Genomic DNA, 22,424 nt, shown 5'->3' on the forward strand with positions numbered 1-22,424 from the left:
GCCGAGGGACTGGACTGGCGCTACCGCCCCGAAGCCCACGAAGTGGCGGTCTGGGATGCCCCTGCCGAAAACGCGCCGCCGAGCGCGCCGGAGCACTGTGAGGAACCGGCGCCGGTGGTGCTGCCCCAGCCGGAGTTTCCGGACAGGCCCGATACCGGTCCGGTACGGGGCTGGAGTTTCAAGGAGCCCAGCCTGGGCACCGGCGGCCGGGTGGCCAGCTACGAGGAGGACCGGGCCGCGGTGCAGATTGCCGAGACCCGGCAGCAGGAACAGATGGCGGAGTCGGTGGAACCGGCGCCGGGGATCGACGAGCTCCCCGGCCCACTGGGGGATTTCAACTACCGGGTCGACTTCGGCGTCGAGTACCGGTTCTGAGTCCTGCCCTCAGGCATGCAGCGGCGGCACTTCCTTGGCCAGGGCCTGTTTTTCGATGGCGTAATCGCCGGTGACCGCAAAGCCCAGGGTCCGGCCATCGGCATCGCGGAACAGGGCCCGGACGCTGTTGCCGTCCCGCTCCACCTGCCAGGCGCCCTGGGCGCCGCCGGGGGGCGGGCAGACCGCGGTCGGGCAGCAGGGGGTCTTGACCATGACCGGCATGGTGCCATAGCTGACCTGGGTCGGCTCTCCCAGCAGGGTCTTGGCCAGGGCCCGGGCACAGGCCATCAGCGGCAGCACATAAAGCAGCACGTGGCCGTCCACCTCGGCGCAATCCCCCAGGGCGTAGACGTCCTCGACACTGGTCTCCAGATAGCGGTTGACCTTGATTCCCCGGCCGACCTCAATGCCAGCAGCCCGCGCCAGTTCGGTCCGGGGCCGCAGGCCGACGGCGGAAATCACGATATCCGCCTCCAGAGTCCTGCCATTGGCCAGGCTCAGGGTGACGCCGTCGGCGGATTTGTCGATGCGCTCCACGTGGGTCTCGAGATGAAAGCCCACACCTTCCGCCGCCAGGCCGTCCCGTACCGCCTCGGCCGCCTCCCTGGGCAGCAGTCCCGGCATCACCGTGTCCGACGGCGCGATGACATCCACTTCGTAGCCACCGTTGCGCAGGTCATTGGCGAATTCACAGCCGATCAGCCCGGCCCCCATGATGGCCACCCGGCGGCTGCCCTCGACGGCGTCGCGGAAGGCCCGGTAGTCCACCAGGTCGTTGATGGAGAACACCCGGTCACGGCCGCTGCCCGGGATGTCCAGGCGAATGACATCGGCGCCCCAGGCCAGCACCAGCTTGTGGTAGCTCAGCCGCTCGTCCCCCAGCACCAGTTCGTGGGCCTCCGGGTCGATACCGCTGACGCTGGTGTGGGTGCGGATCTGGAGGTTGAGCTGCTCGCGCATACCCTCGGCGGTGGCCTGGGCCAGCTCGTCGGCGGCCTTGCCTTTGGTGAAGCCGGTGGAAAGCATGGGCTTGGAGTAGCTGAAGCCGTCATCGGCGGTGATCAGCAGCAGCGGGGCGTCCTTGTCCTGCTTGCGGATCTCCCGGGCCAGGGAATAGCCCGACAGACCGGTGCCGACGATGACGATGGGGGCTTGTGTGTTCACGCGCTGCGCTCCTGTGGTGTCAGGGATCAACCGATCTCGATCATTTCAAAGTCTTCCTTGCCCACCCCGCAGTCGGGGCAGACCCAGTCCTCGGGCACGTCGTCCCAGGCCGTGCCGGGCTCGATGCCGTCTTCCGGCCAGCCCTGGGCTTCGTCGTAGATCCAGCCACACACCACACATTGCCACTTCTTCATTCGCTACCTCCGGGCCCTTTTTTGGGGTGAGATGATAATTGTTCGACAATCATGCATGCAAGTCCTGAGATCGCCTGCACCATCGATCAGGCCGCCCATAATACGCACTGGGCCCGGATTGACCAATGCCGGGCCGGGCGAACCTGTAGGTCAATACGGCCACAAATCCGGATCGGTCGATCGAAGTTGGCCCGCGACCCTCCCTTCAGGCGGCGGGCTTCGGTATAATTCGGCGTTTTACAACAGGATCCAACCCTATGACCGACACCGTTGCCGACATGAACCAGGTGCTGGCCGAGGCCGATTGCCTGGTGGACGAGAAGCGGGTTCACGATGCCATCGACAGCATGGCCCGGGCGATTTCCGCCCGCCTTGAGGGCAGCAACCCGCTGCTCTTCTGCGTCATGAACGGCGGTCTCATCCTCACCGGCCAGTTGCTGCCGCGGCTGAAATTCCCGGTCCAGGCGGAATACCTGCACGCCACCCGTTACCGCCAGGAAACCACCGGCGGCATCCTGGAGTGGAAGCTGCGCCCGGAAGTGGACATGAACGACCGCACGGTGCTGATTGTGGATGACATCCTGGACGAGGGCACCACCCTGGAGGCCATTGCCGACTACTGTCGCGCCCACGGCGCCCGGGAGGTGCTCACCGCCGTGCTGGTGGACAAGCAGCATGACCGCAAGGCCCGCCCGGGCCTGAAAGCGAACTTTACCGGCCTGGAGGTGGAGGACCGCTTCCTGTTCGGTTTCGGCATGGACTACAAGGGCTACTGGCGCAATGCGCCGGGGATTTATGCCGTCAAGGGCCTCTGACCTGCCGCTTGCTTCCAGGCCTGGCTCCATTCCGCCGACCCGCTGGTATCCCACCACCGCTGCGGCCCGGCTTGCCCGTCAGGACCTCCGGCGCCGTCACAGCGACTGGATGACCCTGCCGGGCTCGCTGACTCGGGCCCTGCAGCTGCGCTGCCGCCACTTTCACGTCGAGGTGCTGGCGGAGGGCTTCCGGGTGCCCGACCCGGAAGAGCGCCGCACCCTGGGCCTGGTGGACCGGCAACTGGCCTGGGTCCGGGAAGTCCGGCTCTGCGGCGACGGCGAGCCCTGGGTCCTGGCCCGCACGGTGATTCCCGCCACCACCCTGCAGGGCCGCGGCCGGCGCCTGCGCCACCTGGGTCGCAAGCCGTTGGGAGCCTACCTGTTCAGCCGGCCGGAATGGCAGCGGGGCCAGTTCCAGGCCGGGCTCTGCCGCACCGCGGGTGAGCCGGCCCAGGCCGCGGTGGCGCGGCGTTCCCGCTTCAGCTGCGACGGCCATCACCTGCTGGTGGGGGAGTATTTCCTGCCGGCGCTCCTGTCCCGGGGCTGACGCTGTTGCGCCGGGGCCGAAGCCGCCGGCATCGGGCCTGACGCCGGCGCCCTGCCCTGGTTATAATCAGCCGCAACCCATATTCTCCGGCCGGACCGAGTGCGCCATGACATCCGAATTGCTGCCCAGGGACCTGCGGGGTCGCCTGACCGACTACGCCCAGCTGCTGCGCCTGAACCGCCCCATCGGCAGCCTGCTGCTGCTGTGGCCCACCTACTGGGCGTTGTGGCTCGCCGCCGGTGGGGTGCCGGACATCCGCAACCTGGTGGTCTTTACCCTCGGAGTGTTCCTGATGCGGGCGGCCGGCTGCGCCATCAACGACTTCGCCGACCGCAAGGTGGACGGCCACGTCAAGCGCACCCGGGACCGGCCGCTGGCTTCCGGGCGGGTGGCGCCGGCCGAGGCGGTGCTGCTGTTCCTGATCCTGGCGCTGATCGCCTTCCTGCTGGTGGTGCTGTTCACCAACACCCTCACGCTTTACCTGTCCTTCGGGGGGCTGGTGCTGGCCTTCATCTATCCCTTCATGAAGCGCTACACCCACCTGCCTCAGCTGTTCCTCGGCGCCGCCTTTTCCTGGGCCATCCCCATGGCCTGGGCCGCCGAAGCGGGCGAGATAAGCCGGCTGGCCTGGCTGCTGTTCACCGCCAACGTGCTCTGGACCGTCGCCTACGACACTCTCTATGCCATGGTGGACCGGGACGATGACCTCAAGATCGGCATCAAGTCCACCGCGGTGCTGTTCGGCGACGCCGACCGGGCCATCATCGCCATGCTGCAGGGTCTGGTGGTGCTGGTGCTGATCCTGGTGGGCAGCCAGGCGGAGCTGGGCGTGTTCTACTACCTGGGCCTGGCGGCCATGGCGGCGCTGTTCGTCTACCAGCAGCACCTGGCCCGGTACCGGGAGCGCGAGGGCTGCTTCCGGGCTTTCCTCAACAACAACTGGGCCGGTTTCGCGGTGTTTGTGGGGCTGTTCGTCGACACTCTATCCTGACGGGCCTGCCCTGACGGCACCTGTCATATACTTGTAACATTGTCCGGTTGTAATGAGGCAGCAACAAACACCGGTCTGATACAGGTCTTATGCCAATGTCTGGAAAAACGGTTCTCATTGTTGACGATGAAGCGCCCATTCGCGAAATGATTGCCGTGGCGCTGGAAATGGCCGACTACGAATGCCTTGAGGCAGGCGACGCCAAAACCGCCCACAGCATGATCATCGACCGGCAGCCGGACCTGGTCCTGCTGGACTGGATGCTGCCCGGCACCAGCGGCGTGGAACTGGCCCGTCGCCTGAAGCGGGAGGAGATCACCGCCGAGATCCCCATCATCATGCTCACCGCCAAGGTGGAAGAGGACAACAAGATTCAGGGCCTGGAAGTGGGCGCCGACGACTATATTACCAAGCCCTTCTCGCCCCGGGAGCTGGTGGCCCGGCTCAAGGCGGTGCTGCGGCGGACCACCCCGGCAGGGGTGGAAACCCCCATCGAGGTGGATGGCCTGACCCTTGACCCGGTCGGCCACCGGGTCACCACCGAGGCCGGTCCACTGACCATGGGACCCACTGAATACCGCCTGCTGCAATTCTTCATGACCCACCAGGAACGGGTCTACACCCGCTCGCAACTGCTGGATCAGGTCTGGGGTGGCAACGTGTATGTGGAGGAGCGCACCGTCGATGTCCACATCCGACGCTTGCGCAAGGCCCTGGGAAACCAATACGATCACCTGATCCAGACCGTCCGCGGCACCGGCTACCGGTTCTCCACCCGCGCCGCCTAGGGTCTCGTCTGGTCATTACCGATAGCAAGAAGGATTAGCCCGGCGGGGCTGACGGCCCTGTCTGCCCGCTTCAAAACCAGGTGGTTGAATGCATCACAGCTGGTCGAAATACCTGCGCCAGATCCTGGCATTTCTGGCTGCCACCACGGCCGTGGGAGCCTTCTTCGGCCATGGTTTCTGGGGTCTGCTGGTGGGCCTTGCGGTTTACCTGGGCTGGACCCTGGTGCAGACCCGTCGACTCTACCACTGGCTCAACAACCCCGGCGCCGGCGACGAAGCGCCCGAGAGCGTCGGCCTCTGGGGCGACATCTTCGATGGCCTGAACCGCCTGCACCAGAGCCACCTGCGCACCCGGGACCGTCTGCAGGCGGAAATCAACCGGGTCCAGGAATCCACCAACGCCATGCGGGACGGCGTGGTGATGACCGACGCCCGGGGCGTGATGGAATGGTGGAACGGCTCCGCAGAGTACCTGCTGGGGTTCCGCCGCCAGACCGATCGGGGCCAGTACATCCACAACCTGATTCGCAATCCCGCCTTCAAGGCATACTTCGACCGTCGCGACTACCGCGAACCCCTGGAAATCCGCTCCCCCGCCAAGCCCCACCTGCATCTTCAGATCCAGATCAGCCTGTTCGGGGAAGGCGACCGCCTGATTGTGGCCAAGGACGTGACCCGGCTGTTCCAGCTCGAGCAGATGCGACGGGATTTCGTGGGCAACGTGTCCCACGAGATGCGGACTCCGCTGACGGTGATCAGCGGCTACCTGGAGACCCTGGTGGATCATGTCGACGAGCTGCCGGCCAAATGGCGCCGGGCCATCACCACCATGGCCCAGCAGTCGTCCCGGATGGAGGCCCTGATCACCGACCTGATCCTGTTGTCGCGGCTGGAAACCGGCGAGCAGATGGTGTCCGATCACATCAGTGATATCGCCGCCCTGCTGGCGGATGTCAGCGCCGATGCCCGAACCCTCAGTGGCGAGCGGGCGCACCGTATCCTGGTGGATGTGTCGGAGCCCCACTACCTGCGGGGTGACGAGAGCCAGTTACGCAGCGCTTTCTCAAACCTGATCTTCAACGCCGTCAAGTACACCCCGGCCGGCGGTGAGATCCGGATCCGCTGGTGGGCGGACCGGGACGGCGCTCACCTGTCGGTGGCGGACACCGGCATCGGCATCGATCCGGTCCACATCCCGCGCCTGACCGAGCGCTTCTACCGGGCCGACCCCAGTCGCCACCAGGACACCGGTGGTACCGGACTGGGCCTTGCCATCGTCAAGCACATCCTGCTCAATCATGACGGCAAGCTGGAGATCAAGAGCGGCGTCGGCAAGGGCAGTGAGTTCATCTGCCATTTTCCCCGCCAGAGAATTGCCGAACAGCCGCCGGCGGAGAGCTGATTCGCCGGGACACTAGGGGGATTTGAAGCGGGCGATGAAGCGCGAGAGATCCTCCAGCTTCTGCGGGTCCTCGTCAACGAAGCGGATGGTCAACGCCACGAAGTCGGTGTCCTGGCGCTTGTCCACCGCCTGCAGCTGGTGCACGTAGCCGTTGAGCCGGGCCACCTTGCCCTCGGCGATTTCCATGTCCACCACCGCCTGGTCGAGGATGCCGGGAAATACCTGGTCCCGCTTGGCGATCACCCGCACTTCGGTGAGGTTGATGTCCTTCACCACCGAGCGCAGCAGACTGTCGGCAAACCGCACCGCGGCCACACTTCTCACCGGCGATGCCGCTGAGGGGGCGGCATCCTGTACCGGTGCCTCGCGCTTCTGGGTCAGCAGGTTGGCGGACTCGCGGAAGGCATCGGCGGGACCTTCCATGGACTTGCCGCTACGGCCCATGGCGTCGGCAAGCCGGCGCCCCATCACCTTGATGATCTTCTTGCTGAGCCCCTCCGGGCTGAAGGGCTTGCCCAGGTACTCGGACACCCCCTGCTGCACCGCCTCGATGACGTGGCTCTTGTCGCCCCGACTGGTGATCATGATGAAGGGGATCTGACGATAGCTGTCCTGCCCCCGCATCCACTGCAGCAGCTCCAGGCCGGACATCTCCGGCATCTCCCAGTCGCACAGCACCAGGTCGAAACTGCCGCGGCTCATCAGGCTCTGGGCCTTCCTGCCGTTGGGCGCCTCGGTCATCTCGATGACCGGAAATCGTTGCCGGACGGTCCGCTTGACCAGATCCCGCACAAAACTGGCGTCATCCACCACCAGTGCCTTGAGTGTTGCCATGATCCCATCCGACTCGTTTCAACTGCAGATTTTCTACTATAGAACAAAGCAACCGGTTTGTTTGTGTCCGGTGGTGACGACGGTTAAGGAAATGTCATCGAACTGGCGGCCACAGGCTGTTTCGCGGCGGCCAAAACAGGCTACCATGAAGGCCAGACGCTTCACGCCATTCAAGAGGTTTCCCGTGTTCTCCAACCTGCTCCCGTTCAGCGCCCCTGGCCGTCGCCAGCTCGCCTGCCTTGCCCCCGTCATTCTCGCCCTGGCCGCGCCGGCCGCGGCCCAGACCGGACCCGAGAGCGACTTTGAACAGTGCCTGGCGCGGATCGAGGCGCGGGCGGTGGAAGCCGGCGTGTCGCCGGAAACCGCCTCCCGGGTACTGGCCCAGGCCGAGTATCTGGAGCGGGTGATCGAACTGGATCGGCGCCAGCCGGAGTTCACCACCACCTTCGCCGATTACCTCAACCGCCGGGTGACACCGGAACGGGTGGAGAAAGGCCGGGCCCTGCTGGCGGAGCATGAGGAGCTGCTGGCGCGGGTGCACCGGGAAACCGGCGTGCCCCAACCCTACCTGGTGGCTTTCTGGGGCCTGGAGACCAATTTCGGCAGCTATTTCGGCAAGATGCCGGTACCCAGCTCGCTGGCCACCCTGGCCTGCGACCCCCGCCGCAGCGCCTATTTCAGCGGCGAACTGGTCGCCGCCCTGCAGATCATTGACGAGGGCGCCATCAGTGTCGACAGGATGGAGGGCTCCTGGGCCGGCGCCATGGGCCATGTCCAGTTCATGCCGTCGGTGTTCCTGCGCTACGCCGTGGACGCCGACGGCGATGGCCGCCGGGACCTCTGGGGCAGTCTCGCCGACGCCATGATGTCCGCCGGCAACTTCCTCGACAGCCTGGGCTGGAAGGACGATTACCGCTGGGGCCGGGAGGTGCTGTTGCCGGAGAACTTCAACTACGCCCTCGCGGATCGCCGCCGGCTGCCGCTGGAGCAGTGGCGCCAGCTGGGGCTGACTGACGCCCATGGCCAGCCCCTGCCTGCCGAGGACATCGAGGCGGCGCTGGTGGTACCGGCAGGACACAGAGGGCCCGCTTTCCTGGCCTACCAGAACTTCAACGTCATCATGGGCTGGAACCGCTCCGAGTTCTACGCCATCGCCGTGGGCCACCTGGCGGATCGCATCGCCGGTGCCGGCGGCCTGCAGAACCCGCCGCCGGAAGACCTGCCGGCGCTGTCGCGGGACAACATCATGGCGCTGCAGGAGGCCCTCAACCAGAAGGGCTACGATGCCGGCAAACCGGACGGCATCCTGGGGCCGGCCACCCGTGCCGCCATTCGCAACTACCAGCAGGCCAGCGACATGGTGGCGGACGGTTACCCTGGCGAGGACCTGTTTGCCCGCCTGGGCATCAGCCTGGCCAAGCAGAACGGCTGACGCCTCCCGCCAGCGGCGCCCTGTCCGGGCCTGGACCGGGCGCTAAAGGTCCACCTTGCCCCGCAGCTGTTTCTTCTGGCCTTTCTGTTTTTTCTTTTCCAGGCGTTTTTTCCTGGCCCCCAGGCTGGGCCGGGTGGCGCGCCTGGCCTTCTGGACCACCAGCGCATCCTGGATGATGGCCTGCAGGCGCTCGAGGGCGTCGAGGCGGTTCTTTTCCTGGCTGCGAAAGCGCTGGGCCTTGATCACCAGCACCCCGTCGGCGGTCATGCGGCTATCGGAACGGGCCAGCAGCCGCTCCTTGAGGAAATCCGGCAGCGCCTGCGAGGCGGCGACGTCGAACCGCAGGTGCACCGCCGAGGAAACCTTGTTGACGTTCTGGCCACCGGCGCCCTGGGCCCGTATGGCCTGAAAGTCCAGTTCGGCCTCGGGAATCGTGATCTGTTCGGTTATCCTGAGCATATCTAGACACACATCCTGGTCAGCGAGAGCGTTGCATTAGATGGATTCCGTAACACAAGCGGCACTGGGCGCGGCCCTGGGTGGCGCCATCGCAGGCCGCGTGCTGGGCCGCAAGGCACTGCTGACCGGTGCCCTGCTGGGTACCTTACCGGATATGGATGTGGTCATCGACTACGGCAACGCGGTGGCCAATTTCAGCCAGCACCGCGGTTTCAGTCATTCCCTGTTCGTTCTGGTGCCCCTGGGCTTCCTGCTGGCCTGGGCCGGCCGGCGCTGGCAGTCGCAAATGTCCTGGCAACGCTGGCTGGCCCTGACCCTGACGGTGCTGATCACCCACCCGCTGCTGGACTGCCTCACCACCTACGGCACCCAGCTGTTCTGGCCGTTCGGCGGGCCCATCGCGCTCACCAGTATCTTCATCATCGACCCGCTCTACACCCTGCCGCTGCTGCTGACGATCCTGGTGGCCTTGTGGCGACCGCGACAACCGCAGGCGCTGGTGGTGGGGCTGGTGGTCTCCACCGCCTACCTGGGCTGGTCCCTGGTGGCCCAGCAGCTGATCAACGACCGGGTCACCCCGGCGCTGGCCGCCCAGGGCGCCGCCGAGGCGCCCCGCATGGTCCAGCCCATGCCCCTGACCACCCTGCTGTGGCGGGTCACGGTGATGACCGACACCGAGCGGCTGGAAATCGTCACCGGCTTTCTGGACGACGAGGATATCCCATTGAACATCGAACGCTTTCCCCGCAACCCGGAGCTGGCAGCGGCGGCCGCCGGGCTCGAGGCGGGCCGGCGCCTGATCTGGTTCACCGACGGCTTCCTGGCCTACCACCGTTTCGGTGACCAACTGGCGGTCACCGACATCCGCCTGGGGGTACCGGGGGCCCATCCTTTCACCTTCGTGATCGCCGAAACCGGCGCCGGCAGCTCCGAATGGCAACCGGTGGCCAGCTACAAGACCGACCGGCCCGCCATGCGGCCGGGGCTGTTCAAGGCCCTGTGGCAGCGCATCACCGGTGCGTCCCCGGTGCTCTGCCTGGCCACCCTGGAAACCGGGCCGGTGGGCATGAGCTGCTCCTGATGCGCCTGGACTACTTTCTCGCCAGCAGTACCGGCCTGTCCCGCAAGGACGCCAAACGGGAGATCGGCGCCGGCCGGGTGACGGTGGATGGGGAGCCCTGCCGCCGCGCCAACCAGCATCTGCGGGCGGACCAGACCGTGCAGTGGCGGGACCAGCCCGTGACCCTGCCCGGCGAGCGCTACCTGATGCTGAACAAACCCGCGGGTGTGGTGAGCGCCACCCAGGACCGGGACCATCAGACCGTCATCGGCCTGCTGCCACCGGAGGTTCGCCCCGGCCTGCATCCGGTGGGCCGGCTGGACCTGGACACCACCGGCCTGCTGCTGCTCACTAACGATGGCCAGTGGTCGCACCGCATCACCTCGCCCCGGGCCGGTTGCGCCAAGACCTACCGGGTAACACTGGCGGAGCCGCTGACGGAGGAAGCCCAGCTGCAACTGGAGGCCGGTGTGTTACTGAGAGATGAGGATCGCCCGACCGCGCCGGCGACGGTGAAGGTACTGACGGATTCAGTGATCGACCTGGTGATTACCGAGGGCCGCTACCATCAGGTCAAACGCATGCTGGCGGCGGTGGGCAACCACGTTCATGCCCTGCACCGGGTCCGTATCGGCGCCATCGAGCTGGACCCCGGCCTTGCGCCCGGCCAGTGGCGCAGCCTCACCGAGGCGGAAGTGGACAGCGTGGGCTAGTGCCAGTCAGGTGCGCTCGAAGCGCTGCGCCTTGAGGTTCTTGCGGACCTTGCCGGCCTCGAAAATCTCCCCGTTCATTACTAGATAGATCCCCGCCGGCAGCAGCTGCAGCGCGGCCCAGGCAAAGCCAATGTTGAACAGGGCATCGCTGCGGCGCATCCGGGCCGGCTGCATGGCGCCGGTGAGCACCACGGTCTTGCCGGTCACATCCTGCAGCTGGCGGGCGGTATCCGGCATGGTGTCGGTACCGTGGGTGATGAGGATGCGGTCGTGGGTGCAATCCGCCACCGCCTGGCGGATGTTGGCGCGGTCCTCGTCAGTGAGCTCCAGGCTGTCCTTGCGCATCAGGCCGGCGATGACGTAGCCCTGGTGGATATTGGCGTCGGTCAGCAGTTCCGGCAGCAGCGAGTCGCCGATGGCGAATTCACTGTTGGCGTCGTGGTAGACCTTGTCGATGGTGCCGCCGGTGGTAAAGATCTGGATCATGGCCGGCCGTCCTCCTGCTACTGGGCCATTGCCCCGGTGCCGCCAACGGCGGCGTGATGGGCATTTTTCTTCTGTTCGTACTGTTTCGCGGCGCCGGCCACCCGACCACTGTCACCGGTGGCCAGCCAGCGCTTGACCCGGCCCGCATCGCCGATGGGCGAGCGGCTGCCGAAGGAATCCAGCAGCACCGTCACCACCGGCTTGCCTTCCATCCGGCTGATCATCATCAGGCAGCGCCCGGCTTCATCCAGAAAGCCGGTCTTGGTAAGGGCCACGTCCCAGCTGCCACGGTGCACCAGCACGTTGGTGTTGCCGAAGGCCAGGGAATACCTGGGGCCCCGGAAACGGGCGGTGAAATAGCGGGTGTTGGAATAATCCCCGATCTCCGGGTACTTCATGGCGGCGTTGGCCAACAGCACCAGGTCGGCGGCGGTGGACTGGTTACCGGCGGACAGCCCGGTGGGGTCCACGAAGCGGCTGCGGGTCATGCCCAGGCGGCCGGCCACCGCGTTCATGTCCGCCACGAACTGGTCGTAGCCGCCGGGGTGGTGCCGGGCCAGGGTGTAGGCCGCCAGGTTTTCCGAGGACATGAGCGCGATCCGCAACAGGTCTCGGCGGCGCAGCTCCGACCCCTTGCGGATGCGCGAATAGGCATTGGCCTCGGCGGGAATGTGGCGGGGGTAGATCTCCAGCCATTCGTTCAGCGGCTCGCCTGACTCCATCACCACCAGCGCCGTCATCACCTTGGTCAGGGAGGCGATGGGCACCACGCGGTCGGCGTGCTTGTCGTGAAGCAGTTCGGTCTCGCCCAGGTAGGCCACCGCGGCGTTGACCGACGCCAGCGACAGGCCGTCCGGGTTCAGCGGCGGCTTGGCCTGCACGGCCCCGGCGAGCATCGCCAGAACCAGCAGGAGGGGTAGCATCAAGCGCATACGGCCGCCCCTCACACGATGATGTAGCGGCCGCCGGAGCCGATAATGACGACGATCAGGCCGAGAATCAGGTTGATCCCCACGAACTGGCGGATCTGGCCCACCCGGCGGCTGGCCTCGGCGGTGTCACCGGCGGCAACCGCGCCCTTGAGGCGGCGATAGGGCGCGAACCAGATGTGCAGGAACAGCAGCATCATGATCAGCCCCAGGCCCTGCATGGCATGAACGTACCAGCCGGCGCCCGCCATGCCCCCCAGGTACATCCCCACCATGGCGTACCCGGTCACCAGCAGCACCGCGATACTGACCCAGACCCAGAGGAAGAACAGCGACAGGGTGTGGCACCAGAGCTGCGACCGCGGGCCCGGCTCCAGGACTTTTACCGCCGCCGGGCGCAGCGCCATGTAGGCGAAAAACATGCCGCCTACCCAGATCACGGCAGCCAGTGTGTGGAGGGCAATCAGAATGCTCATGCAGATTTCTCTCGCTTCAACAGTGTTTGGACGCCGTCCCCGGCAACGGGCCATGTTACCAGCCCGTACCGGAGCCTGCCTCTTACATTCGGTTCAGGTGGCCGGTCGGACCAGCCGGTGCTAGAACCGGTCCGTCACCGCCCCTTCCGAGGCCGAGCGGACGGTGTGGGCGAATTTTGCCAGGACACCGCGGGTATACCGGGGCGCTGGCGGCTGCCAGGCCTGCCGGCGCCTGTCCAGCTCGGCTTCACTGACACGCAGCTCGATGCGGTTGGTGTCGGCGTCGATGGTGATTTCGTCGCCTTCCTCCACCAGCGCGATGGGACCTCCTTCAGCCGCCTCCGGCGTGATATGGCCCACCACAAAGCCGTGACTGCCGCCGGAGAAGCGGCCATCGGTGATCAGCGCCACGTCACTGCCCAGGCCCTTGCCCATGATGGCGGAGGTTGGGGTCAGCATCTCCCGCATGCCCGGGCCGCCCTTGGGACCCTCGTAGCGGATCACCAGCACGTCGCCCTTCACCACCGTGCCGTCCATGATGCGTTCCTGGGCCTCTTCCTCGGAATGGAAGACCCGGGCCCGGCCGGTAAAGCGGGTGCCTTCCTTGCCGGTGATCTTGGCCACGGCACCGGTGGGCGCGAGATTGCCATAGAGAATCCGCAGGTGGCTGTCCTTCTTGATGGGGTCACTGAGGTCATGAATGATGTTCTGGCTGTCGGGATAGGGCGCCACGTCCGCCAGGTTCTCCGCCAGAGTCTGGCCGGTCACCGTCAGGCAGTCACCATGGAGCAGGCCGGCGTCCAGCAGCATCTTCATCAGCGGCTGGATACCGCCAACCGCCACCAGTTCCGACATCATGTAGTGACCGCTGGGGCGCAGGTCCGCCAGCACCGGCACCCGCTCGCCGATGCGGGTGAAATCGTCCAGGGTCAGCTCCACGTCCACGGTGCTGGCCATGGCCAGCAGGTGCAGCACGGCGTTGGTGGAGCCGCCCAGGGCAATCACCACGGTGATGGCGTTCTCGAAGGCTTCCCGGGTCATGATGTCCCGCGGCTTGATGTCCCGATTCAGCAGGTTGAGCACGGCAGCGCCGGCGGCGCGGCAGTCTTCCAGCTTGGTCTCGGAGACCGCGTTCTGGGCCGAGCTGCCCGGCAGGCTCATGCCCATGGCCTCGATGGCCGAGGCCATGGTGTTGGCCGTGTACATGCCACCACAGGAGCCCGGGCCGGGGATGGCGGTTTCCTCGATCTGCTTGACCTCGATCAGGTCCATGTCACCCTTGGCATAGGCCCCCACCGCCTCGAACACCGAGATAATGTCCGTATGATTCTCGCCCGGCTCGATGGTACCGCCATAGACGAACACCGAGGGCCGGTTCAGCCGGGCCAGGCCCATCACGCAGCCGGGCATGTTCTTGTCGCAACCGCCGATGGCCACCAGGCCGTCAAAGCCCTCGCAGCCAGCGGTGGTTTCGATGGAATCGGCGATCACCTCCCGGGACACCAGCGAATACTTCATGCCCTCGGTGCCGTTGGCGATACCGTCAGACACTGTGATGGTGTTGAAGATCAGGCTCTTACCACCGGCCTCGTCGGCGCCATGGCCGGCTTCCTCGGCGAGCCGGTTGATGTGCATGTTGCAGGGCGTGAGATTGCTCCAGGTGGAGGCGATGCCCACCTGGGGCTTCTTGAAATCCTCATCGGTGAATCCTACCGCCCGCAGCATGGCGCGGCTGGCGGACTTGCCAATGCCGTCCACCACCGGGGCCGAGTGGCGGCGTCGTTTGTCATCAGTCATGGCGCACTTCCTCTGTCAGGTTTCGGTTGCAGTGGCTACAGGATTCTCGCTTTCGCGCCCGACTGCAAGTCATGAAGACACCAGGCCGGCCCGCCGACCCTGCCGCGCTGACCTGGATCAAGCCGGGAACCGGCATTGTCTTCTACACTGGGAACCAGACATGAATCTGACCGGAGGCCGACATGAGCACCCCTTTCGCCGATCTTCAGGCCCTGGACGAGCAGGCCAGCCGGAGCCCGGCTTTCCGTCACTGGCGCGATGGCTATGGCGTTGTCCGCCACCTGGTGGAAACCCAGGAACAGGTGCTGGCGCTGGCGGACGCCCTGGTGAACGCTGGCCTGCAGCCGGACCGGGACAGCGTATTCGAACAGCTGGCGGCGCTGGACCGGCTCAACAGCGCCGGGCTCTGGCTGGTGGCCCACATGACCTACGCCAACCGGGTGCGCATGGACGGCAGCGCGCTGACGGCGCAGGACTTCAAGGCCAGGCCCGAGGGCCACACCGGCGGCGCCCTCAACATGGTTCCCGCCTACGCCGGTTACCTGGCACTGAACAATCTCACCGGCCGGACCCGCAGCTGGCTGATGGGCCAGGGCCACTGTGTCGCCGCCATCGAGGCGCTCAACGCCCTGCTGGGCAACCAGCACCCGGAACAGGCACAGCGCTACGGTAACGATGAAGCCGGCCTCAGCCGCCTGCTGCAGGATTTCTACAGCTACCGCCAGCGTGGCGACGGCAGTACCGAGGCGCCCCTGGGCAGCCACGTCAATGCCCACACCGCCGGCGGCATCCTCGAGGGCGGTTACCTGGGTTTTGCCGAGCTTCAGTACGCCCACATGCCGCTGCCCGGCGAGGGCCTGGTGGCGTTTCTGTCGGACGGCGCCGCCGAGGAACAGCGCGGCAGCGACTGGATGCCAAGGTGGTGGCGAAGTGAGGACTGCGGCGCGGCGTTGCCGGTGATGATCGCCAACGGCCGGCGCATCGAGCAACGGACCGAGCTGGGCACCCGCGCCGGCCTGGACGGCTTTGTCCGCCATCTCCGGCACAGCGGTTTCGACCCCATCCGCTTCGACGGCCGCGACCCCGCCGCGTTTGTCTGTGCCCTGTTCGAGATGGAAACCCGGCTCGCCGGTTACGCCAGCGAGCAGGCCCAGGGCCGCCGGGACTACCCGGTACCGATTCCCTACGGCATCGCGGAAACCCCCAAAGGCTACGGCTTCCAGGGCGCCGGCCAGAACCGGGCCCACAACCTGCCGCTGCCGGACAACCCCAGGCTGGACAACCGCTCCCGGGAGCTGTTCAACAGCGCCGCCAGCGATCTCTGGGTCGCTCCCGAGGAGCTGGCGGAAGCTTGCCGGCAACTGACCCGGCACCACCAGCAGCAGCGACCACTGGAGCGGGATCACGCCCTGGCCACACGAGCGCCGGAGACACCGCAGATTCCGGCCCTCGCCAGCGTCAGTGACGCCTGCTCCCCGATGGCGGCCATCGACCACTTCTTCCCGGCCCTGGTGCAGGCCAACCCGCAGCTACGGCCCCGAGTGGGCAACCCGGACGAACTTGCCAGCAACCAGTTGTCCGGCGTCCTGGCGGCCCTCAAACATCGTGTCACCGAGCCGGAGAACGACCGGGAGTCGGTGCATGGCGCCATCATCACCGCCCTGAACGAGGAGGCGGTGGTGTCCGCCTGCCTGGCCAACAAGGCCGGACTCAACCTGGTGGCCAGTTATGAGGCTTTCTGTGTCAAGATGCTGGGAGCGGTCCGTCAGGAGCTGATCTTCGCCCGCCACCAGGCCGAAGCGGGCCGGCCGGCACAATGGCTGGGTTTTCCGGTGGTGGCCACCTCCCACACCTGGGAGAACGGCAAGAACGAGCAGTCCCACCAGGACACCACCTTTTGCGAAGCCCTGCTGGGAGAGATGAGCGACACCCTGCGGCTGTTGTTCCCCGCCGACTACAACAGCACCCTGGCGCTGCTGCCGGAGATCTACCGGGCCCGGGGCCGGCTCAGCTGCCTGGTGGTTCCCAAGCGCCAGCGGCCCTGCCTGTTCGATGCCGAGGAAGCCGCGCAACTGGCCCGCCAGGGCGCCATCCTGGTGGCGGAGGACCATTCCGCCGGGGAACCGGTGCTGCTGGTGGCTAACGGCGCCTACCAGTTGACCGAGATGATCAGGGCCTCGGAAAGACTCAGGGATACCGGCACGCCCTTCCGCCTGGTCTACGTCCAGGAGCCCGCTCGCTTCCGCCAGCCCAGGGATGCCCGGGAGGCGGCGGTCTGCCTGTCGGAGTTCGAGCTTGAGCGGCTATGCCCGGCGCGGCTGCGCCAGCGGGTACTGATGACCCACATGCGGCCGGAAGTGTTTCGGGGCCACCTCTGGCGGCTTTGCCCAGATGCCGGCCGCAGCCGCGTCCTGGGCTACATCAACCAGGGTGGCACGCTGGACGTGGACGGCATGCTGTTCGCCAATCGCTGCAGTTGGGCCCACGCCCTGATGGCCTGCGCCGAGCTGCTGGGCCGGCCGGCCTCGACCTGGCTGGAGCCGGGTGAACTGGCCGCCGTCAGGGGTGACGGCGACCCGGCCGTGCTGGCTCCTTAATTCTCGATGAACTCGGGACCGAAACCCATGTTCCAGAGCAGCACCGAACCCACCCGTGTGGCCACCAGGATCACCAGCGCCACCGTCAGCAGTGCGCCGGCGTACATGATCGCCTGCTCCTTGGGTATGCCCATGACGATAGGCAGGCCGTCATACATCAGGTAGGCGCCGTAGACCGCTGCCGCCAGGAACACCAGGGCGTTGAACCAGGGCACCGGGTACAGCAGCGCGAACCCTGCCAGGAACAGCGGTGTGCAGGAATAGGCCGCCAGCGCGATGGCGTGGGAGCGGTTGCGTTCCTCCCTGGCGCCGTAGGTCTTGGCCATCCAGTTGATGGCATAGCCGAGGGCGAACACACCGACCAGTATGGCCAGGTAAGTCAGCACACTCAGTTGGAGGGCGCTGATCTCGGTGAGCTTGATGATGCGCTCGTTGCCCACCGACCAGCCGAAATAGGCCGTGGAGATGTAGGCACAGACGGGGCCAATGGCCGCCAGCACCAGCACATAGGCCACATAGACCCGTCTGGGTGTGACGTGTTCCTTGCGGATGGCCGCCCATTCCTCGTCCGGGTGGGTAAAGAGACCAAAAGCGTGGTTCAACAGCATAGCCGGTTCTCTCCTTATCGTTGTCCTCAGAATACGCCTCGCCCCGAACCCCGGATTCGGGGCCGCCGCGTCTGGCGGGCCCGGCAGAGACCGCCTTTGACGAAAGTATAGTAGCCGGCTCCACAGTCTTCCTGCCGGATCAAAAAAAATCCTCTGCGGTTACTGGCGGGGGTCGGTCTCGGTCACCATGGGCTGGTCAAGCCAATGGTCCCGGAACTGGCGCAGACTCTCGATGCCCTGAAAATCCACCAGCGAGCGAAAGTCCAGCCAGTCGATCAGGCTGAACAGGCAGATGGATGGATAGTGCCATTGGCTGAACTGGCCATCATCCACCATGGCCGCCAGGGTCCGCAGGGTGGTCATGATGCGTTCCCGCTGGATGTTGTAGAACATGGCGTCCTGCTCGATATCCAGGCCGGAGCGCTTGGACAGCAGCAGGATCACGCAGGAGTCGTTGGCGGCGTCGATCAGGGTAAGCTGGTTTTCCTGGTCCCAGGACATAGACGGCAGGCCCAGCTTCTGGGCCAGGTAGCGGGCAATCACCCGGGAGTCGTAGACCTCCTGGTCGCCATCCACCAGCATGGGTATCTTCAGCGCCGGGTTGTTGCGGCGCAGCTCGTCGCGGCCCTCCCCGTAGATGTCGAGGTTGACGAATTCGTAGGGGGTGTCGGCCAGCAGCAGCCGGGTGCGGCGCACGTAGGGTGAGGTGGTGGAGCCGATCAGTTTCATGGAGCCTCCGTGGAATACCTGGGTCGGAAAGATCATCAAGCCAGCATAGCTCCCAACGGCGAAAAAGCCATGCCGATCCGCCCGCACCCCGGCACGGCAGGACTACTTGCGTTTTTTCAGCAGCCTGGCCGGATCCTGGTACTTGTAGCCCCGGGCCTCCGCCACCTCCCGATGGCAGACCTTGCCGTCACAGACGTTGGCCCCGGCCATCAGGTGCGGGTCATTGAGCAGCGCCTCCTTCGGCCCCTGGCTGGCCAGCGCAAGGATGAATGGCAGGGTGACGTTGTTCAGGGCCAGGGTGGAGGTGCGGGCCACCGCCCCGGGCATGTTGGCCACGCAGTAGTGGATAACGCCCTCCTCGACGAAGGTAGGCTCGGCATGGGTGGTGGGCCGGGAGGTCTCGACGCAGCCACCCTGGTCAATGGCCACGTCCACGATCACGCTGCCCTCGGGCATCTGCTTGAGCATCGCCCGGGTCACCAGCTTGGGAGCAGAGGCGCCGGGGATCAGCACGCCGCCGATCACCAGGTCGGAGCGGGTCACCGCCTGCTCCAGGGAATCGCCGGTGGAGAACAGGGTGGTCACGCGGTTGCCATACAGGTGGTCCAGCTCCCGCAGCACTTCCATGCTGCGGTCCAGTACCGTGACATCGGCACCCAGGCCGATGGCCATGGCCAGGGCGTTCTGCCCTACCACGCCACCGCCGATGATGGTGACCCGGGCCGGGCTGACACCGGGCACGCCCCCCAACAGCACCCCGCGGCCACCCATGGATTTTTCCAGGCAGTGGGCACCGGCCTGCACCGACATGCGCCCGGCCACCTCGGACATGGGCGCCAACAGCGGCAGGCGGCCGTGCCGGTCGGTAACGGTTTCGTAGGCAACGCACAGAGCCCCAGATTCCACCAGGTCCCGGGTCTGGTCTTCGTCCGGGGCCAGGTGCAGGTAGGTGAACAGGGTGTGATCGCGGGTCAGCCAGGCCCTCTCGGCGGCCTGGGGCTCCTTGACCTTGACGATCATCTCCGAGTCGGCGTAGACAGCCCGGGCTGAAGCCAGGATCACCGCGCCGGCCTTTTCGTAGTCCTCGTCGGTGAATCCGATGGCGGCCCCGGCCTGAGTCTCCACCTGCACGGTATGGCGTTTTTCCACCAGTTCCCGCACCGACGCCGGGGTCATCCCTACCCGGTACTCGTGGTTCTTGATCTCCCTGGGCACACCGATACGCATGAGGCTTCCTCCACCGATGGATTGCTGTTCTCAGTGTAGTCGAAAGCCCTCCGGTGGACCGGGGAGGGCCATGGCAGGCTGCCAAGGTCGTACATCCAAGGCAGGGTTTCGGCCGTATGGCTATGCTGCTATACAGCCTGGACGGGCACCGCCTCCGGGCCGATACCCGTTCCTGGCGAACGCAACCCGATGAGGACTCTGACCATGATCACTCCAAACACCCTGCTGCCGGCCGGCGCCCTGGCCCTGACGCTGCTGGCCGCCCCCGCCCTGGCGGAACTGCGGACCGAAACCGTGGAATACAGCATCGACGGCACCAGCTTCACCGGCCACATTGCCTACGACGATGATTTCGAGGGCAAGCGCCCCGGCGTTCTGGTGGTGCATGAGTGGTGGGGGCTGAACGACTTCGCCCGCCAGCAGGCGGAGCAGCTCGCGGCCATGGGGTACACCGCCTTCGCCCTGGACATGTACGGCAGCGGCAAACTGGCCACCCATCCGGACGACGCCAAACAGTTCATGCAGGCCACCATGGGCGATCCTGAAACCATGGAGAAGCGCTTCCGGGCCGCCATGACCATCCTGCAGGACCACGCCACCGTTGACGCCGAACGCATCGCCGCCGAGGGTTACTGCATGGGCGGCGCGGTGGTACTGAACATGGCACGCCTGGGCCTGGACCTGGACGGAGTGGTGAGCTTCCACGGTTCCCTGGGCAGCGGGATCAAGCCTGAACCCGGTGCTGTCAGCGCCCGCATTCAGGTCTATACCGGTGGCGCCGATCCCTTCGTGCCGGCGGAGCAGGTGAGCGGCTTCGTCAGCGAGATGATGAATGCCAACGCCAACTTCACCCTGGTGAGCTTCCCGGACGCCAAGCACTCGTTCATGGTGCCGGCGGCGGACCAGAAGGCCGAGGAGTTCGGCATGCCGGTGGCCTACGACCCCGAGGCAGCGGCCCGGGCCCGGGCAGAGTCCCTCGAGTTCTACCAGGAAGTGCTTGCCGACTGAGGCATGGCCAGGCCGCGCCCGGCAGCATCGATGGGCGCGGTTCCTTCAGCCCTCCAGACCCGAGGCGATGGCCTCCCTCACCTGGTCCATCAGTTCGGCCTGGGTCTTGCCCGCACTGGCCACGGGCGGATGGATGATCACTTCGATACAGCCGGAGCGAAATGCCGCCCGGCCCTTCGGCAGGCAGTAGTGGGAGCCGCGGATGGTGACCGGCAGCACCGGCAGACCGCCGTCCTGGGCGATTACGAAGCCGCCGCGCTTGAACGGCAGAAGGGTGCCATCCGGCGACCGTGTGCCCTCCGGAAACAGCAATACCCCGGTGCCGTCCGGCAGCTGGGCGACGCCCCGCTTGATGCTGTTGAGGGCATCACTGCCCCGGGCCCGGTCGATGAACAGGTTGCGGGAGGTTTCCAGCGCCAGGCCGAACAGCGGTATCCGCCGCAACTCCTTCTTGATCACCCAGCGGTACTGCAGGCCCAGGCTGAGCACCAGGGCCGGCGGGTCCAGGTAGGAGGCGTGATTGCTGAGGATGACGTAGCGCTGGCCGGGCTGGATGTGCTCCCGGCCCCGCACTTTCAGAGTGACCCCGATCAGATGCAGCAGGATCCAGGCGTAGACCTGGGTACCGCGGAAAGCGGCGTCGCCACGACGGCCCACCAGGGCGGCAACGACAATCGGCAGAAACAGGATCAGGGTAAGGAACGCCGCCCAGAAGATGATCCAGACGGCTTTGAGAAATGCCCACATGTTCGACGACCAGATTCCGACACACGAGGTGCCATGATACACGGCTGACCGGTCAGATCGATGGCTTTGTCACGCCCGGCTTCAGCCCTCGGTCTGCAGCGCCGCGGCGCGGGCGTCACGTGCCGGCAGCCAGCGGCTGGTGAAATACACCAGCACGCCAGCGGTGATGAACATGACGCCGGTGTAGATCGCCGGCGTCAGCGACATGGCGTAGTTGTTCAGCAGCCCCAGCGCCAGCACCATGGACAGGCTGCTGTTCTGAAGCCCGACCTCCAGGGTCACCGAAATACTCTGGGGCCGGTTGAGGGCAAAGGCACGGGCACTGTAGTAACCGATCGCCATGGTAATCAGGTTCAGCAGCAACGCCACCGGCCCGGCACTGACCATGGCATCGAGGAACACATCGAACTGCTGGTAGACCAGGAAAGCAATCAGCAGAATCAGGAAAACCACCGCGAAATGTTTTACCCGGTGCTCCACTGCAATGGCAAACGCCGGCCGCCAGCGCCGGATCAGCATGCCCAGACTGATGGGTATCACCGTCAACGCCACCAGGCTGGCCATGGTCTTGGCCACCGGCAGGGACAGCTGTCCGGCCTCGCCCATGAAGTAAACGAGGGCGCCATTGATGATGAAGGGGATGGTAAACACGGTCACGATGCTGGCCACTGCCGTGAGGGTGACCGACAGCGCCACATCGCCGCGGCCCAGGTGGGCATAGAGATTGGACGTGGTACCGCCCGGACAGACCGCCAGCAGCATCACCCCCACCGCCAACTCCGGGGTCAGCGGCATGACGTTGGCCAGGCCGAAGGCCACCAGCGGCAGCACCATCAGCTGACACACCAGGCCAATGGCCACCGCTTTGGGGTAGGCCACCACCCGGCGGAAGTCATCGGTCACCAGCGACAGCCCCATGCCCAGCATGATCAGGAACAGGCAGATCGGGATCACCTGCACGTTGACGATGTGAATCAGCTGTTCGGGGCTCATGAAGGCTCCTTGGCCGGGGTCGGATCAGCAACCCGGGTGCCAGGTTGGTCAGT

Annotated in this window: 24 protein-coding genes; 11 read left to right on the forward strand and 13 right to left on the reverse strand. The window is 66.0% G+C overall.

What is annotated here, in order from left to right; all coding sequences use genetic code 11:
• Positions 1–375 (forward strand): hypothetical protein (locus R3280_RS09070; protein WP_318998279.1); only part of this gene is annotated, 375 nt, incomplete at its 5' end.
• A gap of 9 nt (positions 376–384) precedes the next feature.
• On the opposite strand, the gene R3280_RS09075 is transcribed toward R3280_RS09070, so the two are convergent.
• Together R3280_RS09075 and rd are read right to left on the reverse strand one after the other, a co-directional pair.
• Positions 385–1,539 (reverse strand): NAD(P)/FAD-dependent oxidoreductase, encoded by a 1,155-nt coding sequence (locus R3280_RS09075; protein WP_318998280.1) that lies wholly within the window; start codon positions 1,537–1,539, stop codon positions 385–387.
• A gap of 26 nt (positions 1,540–1,565) precedes the next feature.
• A complete protein-coding gene (gene rd, locus R3280_RS09080) occupies positions 1,566–1,733 on the reverse strand; it encodes a rubredoxin (protein ID WP_318998281.1) in 168 nt (55 codons plus the stop codon).
• Between the two features lie 257 nt (positions 1,734–1,990).
• Here rd and R3280_RS09085 point away from each other — a divergent pair, with 257 nt between their 5' ends.
• The 5 genes from R3280_RS09085 (at position 1,991) to phoR (ending at position 6,276) form a co-directional block, all read left to right on the forward strand.
• A complete protein-coding gene (locus tag R3280_RS09085) occupies positions 1,991–2,548 on the forward strand; it encodes a hypoxanthine-guanine phosphoribosyltransferase (protein WP_318998282.1) in 558 nt (185 codons plus the stop codon).
• A complete protein-coding gene (locus R3280_RS09090) occupies positions 2,529–3,095 on the forward strand; it encodes a chorismate--pyruvate lyase family protein (protein ID WP_318998283.1) in 567 nt (188 codons plus the stop codon). Before R3280_RS09085 ends, R3280_RS09090 begins: the two co-directional genes overlap by 20 nt.
• A 106-nt stretch (positions 3,096–3,201) precedes the next feature.
• Positions 3,202–4,086 (forward strand): 4-hydroxybenzoate octaprenyltransferase, encoded by an 885-nt coding sequence (gene ubiA / locus R3280_RS09095; RefSeq protein ID WP_318998284.1) that lies wholly within the window; start codon positions 3,202–3,204, stop codon positions 4,084–4,086.
• A 95-nt stretch (positions 4,087–4,181) separates the two neighbouring features.
• A complete protein-coding gene (gene phoB / locus R3280_RS09100) occupies positions 4,182–4,874 on the forward strand; it encodes a phosphate regulon transcriptional regulator PhoB (protein ID WP_318998285.1) in 693 nt (230 codons plus the stop codon).
• 88 nt (positions 4,875–4,962) lie between these two features.
• Positions 4,963–6,276, forward strand: coding sequence for a phosphate regulon sensor histidine kinase PhoR (gene phoR / locus R3280_RS09105; protein ID WP_318998286.1), 1,314 nt, complete (start codon positions 4,963–4,965; stop codon positions 6,274–6,276).
• Between the two features lie 12 nt (positions 6,277–6,288).
• Here the strand turns inward: phoR and R3280_RS09110 are convergent, their stop codons facing one another.
• The gene (locus R3280_RS09110; RefSeq protein WP_318998287.1) at positions 6,289–7,110 is read right to left on the reverse strand and encodes a response regulator; all 822 of its coding nucleotides are present in this window, start codon (positions 7,108–7,110) and stop codon (positions 6,289–6,291) included.
• Positions 7,111–7,255: 145 nt separating this feature from the next.
• Between R3280_RS09110 and R3280_RS09115 the strand changes: the two genes are divergently transcribed.
• Positions 7,256–8,542 (forward strand): lytic murein transglycosylase, encoded by a 1,287-nt coding sequence (locus R3280_RS09115; protein ID WP_318998288.1) that lies wholly within the window; start codon positions 7,256–7,258, stop codon positions 8,540–8,542.
• 42 nt (positions 8,543–8,584) lie between these two features.
• Here R3280_RS09115 and arfB read toward each other — a convergent pair whose 3' ends face one another.
• Positions 8,585–9,001: an alternative ribosome rescue aminoacyl-tRNA hydrolase ArfB gene (arfB, locus tag R3280_RS09120; RefSeq protein WP_318998289.1), complete on the reverse strand. Its 417-nt coding sequence runs from the start codon at positions 8,999–9,001 to the stop codon at positions 8,585–8,587.
• Positions 9,002–9,041: 40 nt separating this feature from the next.
• Between arfB and R3280_RS09125 the strand changes: the two genes are divergently transcribed.
• Positions 9,042–10,082: a metal-dependent hydrolase gene (locus tag R3280_RS09125; RefSeq protein ID WP_318998290.1), complete on the forward strand. Its 1,041-nt coding sequence runs from the start codon at positions 9,042–9,044 to the stop codon at positions 10,080–10,082.
• The gene (locus R3280_RS09130; RefSeq protein WP_318998291.1) at positions 10,082–10,774 is read left to right on the forward strand and encodes a pseudouridine synthase; all 693 of its coding nucleotides are present in this window, start codon (positions 10,082–10,084) and stop codon (positions 10,772–10,774) included. The genes R3280_RS09125 and R3280_RS09130 overlap by 1 nt, the downstream gene beginning before the upstream one ends.
• A gap of 6 nt (positions 10,775–10,780) precedes the next feature.
• Here the strand turns inward: R3280_RS09130 and R3280_RS09135 are convergent, their stop codons facing one another.
• From R3280_RS09135 to ilvD, 4 genes are all read right to left on the reverse strand, one after another.
• Entirely contained in the window at positions 10,781–11,260 is a 480-nt protein-coding gene (locus R3280_RS09135) for an asparaginase domain-containing protein (protein WP_318998292.1), read from the reverse strand.
• Between the two features lie 17 nt (positions 11,261–11,277).
• Positions 11,278–12,192 carry a D-alanyl-D-alanine endopeptidase gene (pbpG, locus tag R3280_RS09140; protein ID WP_318998293.1) on the reverse strand — a complete coding sequence of 305 codons (915 nt, stop codon included), beginning with the start codon at positions 12,190–12,192 and terminating at the stop codon, positions 11,278–11,280.
• An 11-nt stretch (positions 12,193–12,203) separates the two neighbouring features.
• On the reverse strand, positions 12,204–12,665 hold the full coding sequence (locus R3280_RS09145; RefSeq protein WP_318998294.1) for a CopD family protein: 462 nt from the start codon (positions 12,663–12,665) through the stop codon (positions 12,204–12,206).
• A gap of 120 nt (positions 12,666–12,785) precedes the next feature.
• Complete coding sequence (gene ilvD / locus R3280_RS09150; RefSeq protein ID WP_318998295.1) at positions 12,786–14,462, reverse strand: dihydroxy-acid dehydratase; 1,677 nt, start codon at positions 14,460–14,462, stop codon at positions 12,786–12,788.
• A gap of 182 nt (positions 14,463–14,644) precedes the next feature.
• On the opposite strand from ilvD, the gene R3280_RS09155 reads away from it, so the two are divergent.
• Positions 14,645–17,059, forward strand: a complete 2,415-nt coding sequence (locus R3280_RS09155; protein ID WP_318998296.1) for a xylulose 5-phosphate 3-epimerase — start codon at positions 14,645–14,647, stop codon at positions 17,057–17,059.
• Here the strand turns inward: R3280_RS09155 and R3280_RS09160 are convergent.
• The 3 genes from R3280_RS09160 to ald form a co-directional block, all read right to left on the reverse strand.
• Entirely contained in the window at positions 17,056–17,667 is a 612-nt protein-coding gene (locus tag R3280_RS09160; protein ID WP_318998297.1) for a Yip1 family protein, read from the reverse strand. The two genes, R3280_RS09155 and R3280_RS09160, sit on opposite strands and share 4 nt — an antisense overlap.
• Positions 17,668–17,826: 159 nt before the next feature.
• On the reverse strand, positions 17,827–18,396 hold the full coding sequence (locus tag R3280_RS09165) for a glutathione S-transferase (protein ID WP_318998298.1): 570 nt from the start codon (positions 18,394–18,396) through the stop codon (positions 17,827–17,829).
• A 102-nt stretch (positions 18,397–18,498) separates the two neighbouring features.
• A complete protein-coding gene (gene ald / locus R3280_RS09170; RefSeq protein WP_318998299.1) occupies positions 18,499–19,623 on the reverse strand; it encodes an alanine dehydrogenase in 1,125 nt (374 codons plus the stop codon).
• A gap of 204 nt (positions 19,624–19,827) precedes the next feature.
• Between ald and R3280_RS09175 the strand changes: the two genes are divergently transcribed.
• Positions 19,828–20,631: a dienelactone hydrolase family protein gene (locus R3280_RS09175; RefSeq protein ID WP_318998300.1), complete on the forward strand. Its 804-nt coding sequence runs from the start codon at positions 19,828–19,830 to the stop codon at positions 20,629–20,631.
• A gap of 45 nt (positions 20,632–20,676) precedes the next feature.
• On the opposite strand, the gene R3280_RS09180 is transcribed toward R3280_RS09175, so the two are convergent.
• Positions 20,677–21,378 carry a lysophospholipid acyltransferase family protein gene (locus R3280_RS09180; RefSeq protein ID WP_318998301.1) on the reverse strand — a complete coding sequence of 234 codons (702 nt, stop codon included), beginning with the start codon at positions 21,376–21,378 and terminating at the stop codon, positions 20,677–20,679.
• Positions 21,379–21,459: 81 nt separating this feature from the next.
• Entirely contained in the window at positions 21,460–22,371 is a 912-nt protein-coding gene (locus R3280_RS09185; RefSeq protein ID WP_318998302.1) for a bile acid:sodium symporter family protein, read from the reverse strand.
• Between the last annotated feature and the right edge of the window lie 53 nt (positions 22,372–22,424).

Source organism: Marinobacter sp., from assembly GCF_033722195.1.
Lineage (GTDB): Bacteria > Pseudomonadota > Gammaproteobacteria > Pseudomonadales > Oleiphilaceae > Marinobacter.